This window comes from Pseudomonas sp. E141 (assembly GCF_052659885.1).
The window spans coordinates 3,798,148-3,807,745 of the sequence record NZ_CP084024.1 but is presented as its reverse complement, the minus strand read 5'-3'; the positions used below and the strand labels follow the sequence as shown (position 1 = coordinate 3,807,745).

General features: G+C 60.1%; 3 protein-coding genes. 1 reads left to right on the top strand and 2 read right to left on the bottom strand.

All coding sequences use genetic code 11. The features are described from left to right. Positions 1 to 335: 335 nt before the first annotated feature. Positions 336 to 2,795 carry a TonB-dependent siderophore receptor gene (locus GKKCFE_RS16960; RefSeq protein WP_188251385.1) on the top strand — a complete coding sequence of 820 codons (2,460 nt, stop codon included), beginning with the start codon at positions 336 to 338 and terminating at the stop codon, positions 2,793 to 2,795. Between the two features lie 810 nt (positions 2,796 to 3,605). Here GKKCFE_RS16960 and GKKCFE_RS16955 read toward each other — a convergent pair. Together GKKCFE_RS16955 and GKKCFE_RS16950 are read right to left on the bottom strand one after the other, a co-directional pair. Further along, complete coding sequence (locus tag GKKCFE_RS16955; RefSeq protein WP_445576871.1) at positions 3,606 to 7,763, bottom strand: amino acid adenylation domain-containing protein; 4,158 nt, start codon at positions 7,761 to 7,763, stop codon at positions 3,606 to 3,608. 14 nt (positions 7,764 to 7,777) lie between these two features. Beyond that, the gene (locus GKKCFE_RS16950; RefSeq protein ID WP_445576870.1) at positions 7,778 to 9,436 is read right to left on the bottom strand and encodes a cyclic peptide export ABC transporter; all 1,659 of its coding nucleotides are present in this window, start codon (positions 9,434 to 9,436) and stop codon (positions 7,778 to 7,780) included. Between the last annotated feature and the right edge of the window lie 162 nt (positions 9,437 to 9,598).

Below are 9,598 nucleotides of genomic sequence, written 5' to 3'. Positions count from 1 at the left end.
CACTCGCATGAAACAAAAGGCCGACGCCCCTCTGCGCCGGCTTTTTTTTAACTTTTTTCGCGAATGATAAATAAACTCATTCCGGTTTTTGGCAGGTGCTGCGTCTTACTTAGGTATGTGGACAAATCGGGTCGGGCAGGACGCTCAGGCACCGGATGTGTTCAGCAAAAATTTCGCCGTCGTCCAGCCGGATGACCGTGCCCGGGGAGGGGCCGGTCGGCCCCGCACTGACACATTGCCCTTGGGGCAATCGACCGTGCGGGTTCTCTCGTGCTGGCGAGCGGCGGGCCCTTCGGCCCCATGGACTTTTACTTCTACCAATAATAGAGAGCACGATGTCATCCATTCATGAGTTGAAACCTCTGTTCAAGGCACTCGTCATGTCCCGCGGCCTGCGTTCGCGTCGGGTGTTGACCGGTCTGGGGCTGGTCTGCCTGCTGCCACTCAGCGCTCAGGTGATGGCTGAAGACGTCAGCATCGACATCCCTGCGCAATCGCTGCCCCAGGCACTGCAAGCGTTCGGTCAGCAGACCAACCAGCAAGTGATCTACAACGCCGGCGATATGGCCGGGCTGAAAAGCAACCGCGTCAGCGGCAAGATGAGCCCGCAGGCGGCCCTCACCGAATTGCTCAAGGGCACGGGGGTGCGGTACAGCGTTGAGGGCAATACCCTGATGCTGCTGCGCGGTTCTGCCCAAGCCCTTGAGCTGGGCGCGACCACTATCAGCGGCCAGCAATTGGGTGTGACCACCGAGGGCAGTAACTCTTACACCACGGGGGCGGTGACCATCGGAAAAGGGGAACAGAAGCTCAAGGATATCCCTCAGTCGGTCAGCGTATTGACTCGCAAGCGCATGGATGACCAGAACATCACCAACCTGACCCAGGCGATTGAAAACACCCCAGGAATGAGCTCGATCAAATCACCCGGTCCCGGCATGTTCATCTATGCCCGTGGTTTCGACATCGAAGCGCTGCAGTACGACGGTGTACCGGTCCCGCGTAACGTGTACTCGCTGGGCAGCTACATTACCGAAAACATGGCTATTTACGACCGCATGGAATTCTTGCGTGGCGCTGCCGGCCTGTTGCAGGGTGCCAACAGCCCTGGTGGCGCGATCAATATGGTGCGCAAACGCCCGCAAGCCGCGCCAACGGTTACGTTGAGCGCCAAGGCCGGTAGTTGGGATCGCTATGCAAGTCAAGCTGATGTCGGCGGCCCGCTGAACTCCGAAGGCACCATTCGCGGTCGGGCCGTGGTCAATTATGAAAAAGGCAATTCCTTCACCGACTACGTGTCGAACTGGGAGCAGACAGTCTATGGCGCTGTGGATTTCGACCTGAGCCCGGATACGGTGCTTGGCATCGGTGCCAGCAACAAAAAAGGCCACTCCACCCCTTATCTGATCGGTCTGCCGCGTTATAGCGATGGCACTGCCTTGAACTTGGGGCGCTCCTCGTTTGCCGGCGCCAGTTGGAACCGTGCGGTGAATGATCAGACCTCGGTGTTCCTGGATCTGGAGCACCGCTTCAATGATCACTGGAAGGCCAAAGCCGCTGCGATGGCGATGAACGAGTCCAATGAAGCGACGTATCAGTTCATCACCGGGACGATAGCGGCTGATGGTAGCGGTGCGCGTTATGCGGATTATTCCACCGACTTCTCCACCAAGACCCTTGGGTTCGATGCCTATGTCAATGGTGACTTCGAAGCACTGTCGTTCAAACAGAACGTGATGCTGGGTACCAACTACTCCAAGCTCAAAACCAACGATGCTTTCGCCCGGGCTTTTACTCCCGGCGTGGACATCGACAACATCGATCATCATCGACCGTTTCCAACCTTTGACAGCATCGCCGACAGTGCGAACTTGACCGAAAGCACCTATGACGTGCGGCAGAAGGGCATTTACGGCACCTGGCGCGTCAACGTGACTGAGCCGCTGACACTGATTGTCGGTGCGCGAGCCAGTTGGTATGACTTTTCCTATGATGCGCAGACCTACTTCGCCCGTGTTGCGAACGGTACCTCAAGCAGCACGGCCAAGCACAGCGGCAAAGTCACACCCTACTACGGACTGGTCTACGCCCTGAACGAGCAATGGTCGGCCTACGCCAGCTACTCTGATGTGTTCATTCCCCAAACCGTGCGGGATACAAATCAATCGATCCTCAAGCCGGTCGAGGGCACCAACTACGAGCTGGGCCTCAAGGGCGAGCTGATGGATGGCCAGCTCAATACCTCGTTTGCGATCTTCCGTTACGATCACGAGAACCGCGCAGTCAGCGACATCAGCGGTGGTTTCGCTTGTGATGGCTGGTACTGTTCGGTGGCCTCGGGCAAGGTCAGAAGCCAGGGCTTTGAAGCTGAAGTCAGTGGCGAAGTGGCGCCAGGCTTGCAGGTTTCGAGCAGCTACACCTACAACACCACCAAGTTTCTGGAAGACGTGGATAACAAAGGCAAGGTGTTCAGTACTTGGACACCCAAGCACATGGTACGCATCTGGGCCGACTATCGGTTGCCGGGTGATTGGCACAAGGTCAGCGTCGGTGCTGGGGTCAACACCCAGAGCAGCACGGTCAGCTACGATCGCCAATTCGATCAGCCCGGCTTCTCCATTTGGAGCTCGCGAGTGGGGTATGACCTGAACGATGAAGTGAATCTGGCGGTGAACTTCAACAACATATTCGACAAGAAGTACTTTATTCCGTCCTACAGTCAGCTCAGCGCGAACAATTACTACGGTGATCCACGCAACATGATGTTCAGCGTGACGTACAAACCGCAGTTCTGATCCTCGCGAGAGTGAAATAGACCTGCCTTGTGGGTGGTGCTGTTCACTTAAGGAAACGGCGCTTTTCGAGACGGGAAAGCGCCGTTTTCTTTGCCGAGGTGCCCACTGCGCAATGCCTGCGTTCGGCCAGCGTAGTTACGGGGCGCCGAGATCAACGTCCGACGCGAGGCGGCCTTATAGCCCACCTGTTCCTGCGGGAGGACTCAATCCAATTGTGGGAGCGAGCTTGCTCGCGAAAGCGGCGGGTCAGCTTGCGAGGATGTTGGATGTGCCTGCGTCATCGCGAGCAAGCTCGCTCCCACATGAGTTTGCTGGTGTTCTCAGCATCTGCAAACGACACAAAAACCTGTGGGAGCGAGCTTGCTCGCGAAAGCGGCGGGTCAGTTTGCGTTGATGTTGGATGTGCCGACGTCATCGCGAGCAGGCTCGCTCCCACATGAGTTTGCTGGTGTTCTCAGCATCTGCAAACGACACAAAAACCTGTGGGAGCGAGCTTGCTCGCGAAAGCGGCGGGTCAGCTTGCTAGGATGTTGGATGTGCCGACGTCATCGCGAGCAGGCTCGCTCCCACATGAGTTTGCTGGTGTCCTCAGCATCTGCAAACGACACAAAAACCTGTGGGAGCGAGCCTGCTCGCGATAGCGGTGGTTCAGGCACACCGAGCCTAAGCCAGGTGCCGAGTGGTGGGGCAGAAGCGCTTTGGCTACTTTCGCCTGGGCCGGCTTGCGGATTTTCGAAAGTGACCCGCCGTAACGGCGGAACCCTAAGTGGCGGTTACCGCAGCAACGGATATACAAACCGACCCCAAGCGCTATTCCCCTTCTATCGTACTGGCCCAAAAAGCCTCGACCAACGAATCAAGCAACCCATCATCAAAAATCATACTGCGGTGACGCAACGGCGAATGCACCGAGCACTGCAACTCCCCGGTCAGGCTGTAGCTCTTGATCAAGGCTTCGCAGAATGCCAATTCTTCCGGGGTTTTTTCTACCAGTGTCCACCAGCAGCTAGGCCGAACCCGTACCGGTTTGAAGGTGAACCCGTCGAAGGCTTCCAGCAAACGATCATGCACCGAGAACGCCTGGGCGTTCATGACTTCATCCTTGACGCTCTGTACGATCGCCAGCAAGTCGCCTCGCCCCGGCTCGATCTGGCTGGCGGCCCAGTCATGGAAGGCCTTGACCGTGCTCTCGGGGTGTTCCCGCCGATAAGTCGCCGTGCGTTCCGTGAGGGTCGGGAACAGCAGGTCGAAGTATTCGATGGCCTCCAGCAGATCCTGAGAGGCCGGGTCGGCTTGTTCAGCGCCTGGCAAATGCCGATGACGCGGCAACGCTGCCGGATACAGATGCTCGGGAACCGTGCTATCCACCAAACCGAGAAAACTCACGGTGTGGCCCAGGCTTTCCAGCGTCGCGGCGATGTCCAGCGCAATGGCGCCGCCCAACGACCAGCCCATCAGGTAATAGGGACCTTGCGGCTGGGCTTTGACGATTTCCTGGCTGTAATCGGCGATCATCTCGCCCCAGGCTTCAGGCCCGGCATGCGGTTCACTGAAGCCGCGGTGCATGACGCCAACGGTGCGCGCCCGCTGTTGGAGTTTGCGCGCCAGTGGCTGGTAACAGAACACGATGCCACCGCTGGGGTGCAGGCAAAATAGCTGCGGTGCGCTGGCCGGTGCGTTGTTCAGTTCGACCAGGCATTGGGTCTGTTCCCGATGTTTTTGCGAAATGAACAAGGCCAGCTCGGCGACGCTCGGGTTGGCCAGCAACTCTTGCAGCCGCACGCTGATATTCAGGCGTGCCTTGAGGTTGGCAATCAGTTCGATCGCCAGGATCGAATGCCCGCCCAGTTCAAAGAAGCTGTCGTTGACACCCACGCGCGCAACCTTGAGGGACTGTTGCCAGAGCTGTGCCAGGGCTTCTTCCAGCTGAGTGCGAGGCGCCAGGTAATGGGAATGCCAAAGACCGGCGTCGGGTTCCGGCAAGGCCTTGCGGTCGAGCTTGCCATTGGCATTGAGCGGGAAATGATCGATGAACAGCAGGTGGCTGGGCACCATGTAGTCCGGCAACTGCGCTTTGAGTGCGCTCAACAAGCCTTCGCGTAGCTCGGCCGTGGCCGGTTGTGCGGCAATCACGTAGGCGACCAGCTGCAGGCCGCCCGGGCCTTCATGGGTCAACACGACACCGTCTCGCACCGCCGGCAGCGTTTGCAGGCGCGCCTGGATTTCCCCCAGCTCGATGCGGAACCCGCGAATCTTGACCTGATGATCCAGGCGTCCGATGTACTCGATGCTGCCGTCGGTGCGGTAGCGGGCCAGATCCCCGGTGCGATAGAGGCGGCCACCCGGCAGCGGGTCGAACGGGTCGGGGATGAAGCGGGTGGCGGTCAGGTCGGCACGTCGGTGATAGCCGCGGGCCAGGCCGGCCCGGCCAACGTATAGCTCACCGATGCAACCCTTGGGCACCGGGTTCAGATGAGCGTCGAGCAGATACCAGGACAGGTCCCCGATGGGTTCGCCGATGGGGCTTGCGGCCTCGCTGTGCAAGTCACTCATCGACAACGGCCGCCAGGTGACATGCACAGTCGTTTCCGTGATGCCATACATATTGATCAGTTGCGGCGTCTGGTCGCCGAAACGTTCGAACCAGGGGCGAAGACTCTGTACATCGATCGCTTCGCCGCCAAAAATCACCTGTCGTAACCGGTGGGCAAGAGGTTGCCCAGGCTCGCAGGCGACCTGCAGCAACGCCTTGAACGCCGAAGGCGTCTGGTTGAGCACCGTGACGTTTTCCTGGCAAAGCAAGGCATGGAAATCCTCCGGCGAACGGCTCACGGCGTGGGGCACGATGACCAATCGGCCGCCGTGCAGCAGGGCGCCGAAGATCTCCCACACGGAAAAGTCGAAGGCATAGGAATGGAACAGACACCAGACATCCTGATGATCGAAGCTGAACCAGTGGTCCGTGGCCTGGAACAATCGGCTGACGTTGTGGTGCGCCAGCAGTGCGCCTTTGGGTTGGCCGGTCGAGCCTGAGGTGTAAATCACGTAGGCCAGGTTATCTGGGTCCATCGGCACATTCGGATTGTGCTCGGGATAGGGGCTATTGGCATCGACCGAATCCAGCAACAGACAGTTGATGTCAGCGGGCAGCGCCAGCGATTCCCGCAGATGAGCCTGGGTCAGGATCTGCGTGACGCCGCTGTCCGCGATCATGTAAGCCAGGCGGTCGGCCGGGTAGGCGGGGTCCAGCGGCACGTAGGCGCCACCGGCCTTGAGGATCGCCAGCAGGCCGATGATCATCTGTGGCGTACGCTCGACGGCGATGCCGACCAGCACATCGGGACCGACGCCTTGCTCGATCAGCCGATGGGCCAGTTGGTTGGCCTGTCGGTTGAGTTCGGCATAGCTCATGTGCTGCCCTTCAAAGGTCAGGGCGATGGCGTCGCCTGTGCTGGCGGCGTGGGTTTCGATCAACCGGTGCAGACACTGTTCGCTGCGCAGTTGGGTCGGCTGACGGTTCCAGTCGCCCAAGGTTTTTCGGTGTTCATCGGCGCTCAACAGTTGCAGTTCGCCAAGCGCGCATCCAGGCGTCTCGACCAGGCCCCGCAGCAGGTTCTGCCAGTGGCCGGCCATGCGCTCGACGGTCTCTGCGCGGTACAGATCACGGCTGTATTCGAACGTTGCCAGCAGCTGTTGCTGGGAATAATCGACATCCAGCGACAGGTCGAACTTGGCCTGGTTGTCACCGGTACTGAGAAACTCCAGCGTCAGTTGACCCAGGTTTGGCGCCGACGGTGAGGGCGACCCGGTGCGCCAGTTGAACAAGACCTTGAACAGCGCACTGGCGCCCTGTGCGCCGGGACGTTGCAACTGATCCAGGATCAGCTCCAGCGGGTAGTCGGCATGTTCCAGCGCGGCGAGCGACTGCGCGCGCAGGTCCCGGAGGAAATCCAGCGCGCTGCGGGTCGAGTCGATCCGCGCCCGATACACCTGGCTGCTGACGAAAAATCCCACCAGCTCCTGGCTCTCGTGGCTGTTGCGGTTGGCGTTCGGGACGCCGACGGTGAAGTCGTTCTGGTTGCTGTACCGAGCCAATAACAATTGCCAGGCCGCCAGGGCCACGACAAAAGGCGTAAGCCCCTCCCGCTGACAGAACGTATCCGAGGCCTGGACCATTGTCGGGTCTAGTGACACCTGCACGCGTCCGGCCATGTGTTGCTGATTGGCGGTGCGCGCAAACTCCTGAGGCAGTTCCAACGCCGGCAGCTCATGGCCCAGGTAGTCGCTCCAATAGGCGCCACTGCGGTGGCAGGCCGGGCTCTGCACATAGTCGCCGCGTTGCCAGCTCGCGTAGTCGGCGTATTGCAGGGGCAACGACGGCAGTGGCGACGAATCGCCGAGCAAGGCCCGGGCATAGGCCTGGGTCATGTCCTGCATGAGGATCGTGTTGGACCAGGCATCGGAAACGATGTGATGCATGTTGAGCAACAACACATGCTCGTCACTGCCCAGCCTGAGCAACGTTGCCCGCATCAGCGGCGCCTGGGTCAGATCGAACGGTTGTCGGGCGTGCTGTTCGATGCGCTGTGAAAGCGCCAGCTCCCGTGTTGGCTGATCGAGCGCGGCGAGGTTCTCCTGGTGCAGGGTCAGGCAAACGTTGCGCTCGATCACCTGGGTGGCGGCGCCGTCGATTTCGGTGAAGGCGGTGCGCAGGATGTCGTGCCGGTCGATGACGCGATTCAATGCCTGTTCCAGGGCGTCGGCATTCAGTTCGCCGGTCAGGCGCAGGGCGCGCGGCAGGTTGTAGGCTGATCGGCTCGGGTCGCGCTGTTGCTCCAGCCACAAGCGCTGCTGGGCGAAGGACAAGGGCGCGCGGTCCGGCCTGCTGCGGCTGGAGCGGGCTTGCATGGCGTCAGCGTCCTCCTCCAGCAGCAGGGTCAGCAGGTCATCATCTAGCAATGGGTTCATGGTGTTCTCATGGTTCAGGCAAAGGCTGCGGGGGCTTTCTCACTGATGACCTGACCGGCCTGCATCCGGACCAGTTGATCGGCTATGTCGAAATAGCGGTCGTCGTGGGAAATGACGATGATGGTTTTGCCCAACGCCTTCAGCTCCGGCAGCAGTTCGGTATAGAAAACCCGTCGGAACACCGGGTCCTGGTCGGCGGCCCATTCGTCGAACACCAGCACTGGGCGCTCCTCAAGCCAGGCGTTGAGCAACGCCAGGCGTTTGCGCTGGCCGGTGGAAAGATCGGTAGTGCTGAAGGCGCCGTCCTGAATGCGAACCTTATGAGCGATTTCCAGGCGCTCCAGGTAGCGGTTGGCGTCGTCAGGCACCTGCTGGTCACCCTGAACCAGGTCATCGAACAGGTAATAGTCGGCAAAAATCGTGGTGAACAACTGGCGATAATCGTCCCGTTGCGCGGCCCCTACCGGCGCGCCGTCGAGGAGGATTTCGCCGCCCTGGGGGAAATAGAGGCCCAGCAGCAATTTGATCAGCGTGGTCTTGCCGCCACCGTTTTCACCGACGATGAACACAATGTCGCCCTGGGCGATGGACAGGTTGACCGGTCCCAGGGCGAAGGGTTGGCTGCCTTCGACCGCCGGGAAGGCGTAGTGCACATCACGCAGTTCAAGCTGCTGGAGCGTTGGCCTGGAAAGGCTCTTGTCGTCCAGCAGCAGGTGCGGCTCCGGTGAGGAAAACTGCTCGTCCAGCTCGGCAATGCGCTTGAAGGCAATGTTTGCCCGGCTGATGACCGGCAAGGTCATCACCAGGTATTCCAGCGGGCCCTTCATGTACAGCAGCACCAGCACGAAGCCGCTAAGCACGGCCTTGTCGGTGCCCAGCCACAGCGATTGCAGGGCCAGCACCAAGCCAATGACCACAAAAAACAGCATCGAGCCGAAGGTCTTGGCCACCACGAAAGTGTTGACCGCGCGAATATTGGTGTCGCAAATATTATCGGCGGTGGCTTCGATGCGCTGGCTGAACATGCGCTGGCGGCGTGGGCGATGAATGCGCAGTTCCTTGGCGCCAGCGGCGATCGCGCTGTAGTGTTTTTGCAGCGCGTCTTCGGCCTCGCGGGCGGCTTCGAACCCCCTGATGCCACGAGCCCGGGCCAGGTATTGCACGACCGTGCCGATCACCAGCGCCACCAGCAGCAGCAAGAACATCGGCAGTGACAGGTAGGCCAGATAACCCAGGCAACCGAGGGTCACGGTGAAGGCGATGGCCAGCGGTGCGAACGAAAACGCGAAATTGCTGACGGTGTTGACGTCGTGGGTCAGTACCGGGATGAGCCGGTGGCTGCGATAACGTTCGATCTGTTCGATGGGCGCCAGTAGCACCTTCTTGCCAAGGGACTTACGCAACCCGGCGATGATGTTCTGACCGACGTGGTTGCTACCGATGTCGGAAAGAATCGAGGTCAGCAGCGCCACCGCGCAGAGCACCACGAACGTTACCAGCGTCTGGGCTGTGGGTTTGGCCGCGGCGTTCAGGGCGTCGTTGATGGTCGCCAGCAGGGCGGTGATGCTCAGGCCGCCAAGCATGCCCAAGAGGATGGAGCCTACGACAATCAGCCGGAAGGGTTTGAGCAGGATGAACAGTTCATTGATCACCCCGCGTGTTGGTTGGCTCATGGAGGTTTCCCTGCTTGATGAAAAGGGCGCAGGCCATCGCGGATGGTCGCCGGGAGGGCTTTAGGGCGCAGGCGCGTCTGTCTGTAAGACGGTTGATGTGGGAGGGGATTTAACGGCGAATGGCCTGAGGAACACCGTTTGTGGCGAGGGGATTTATCCCCT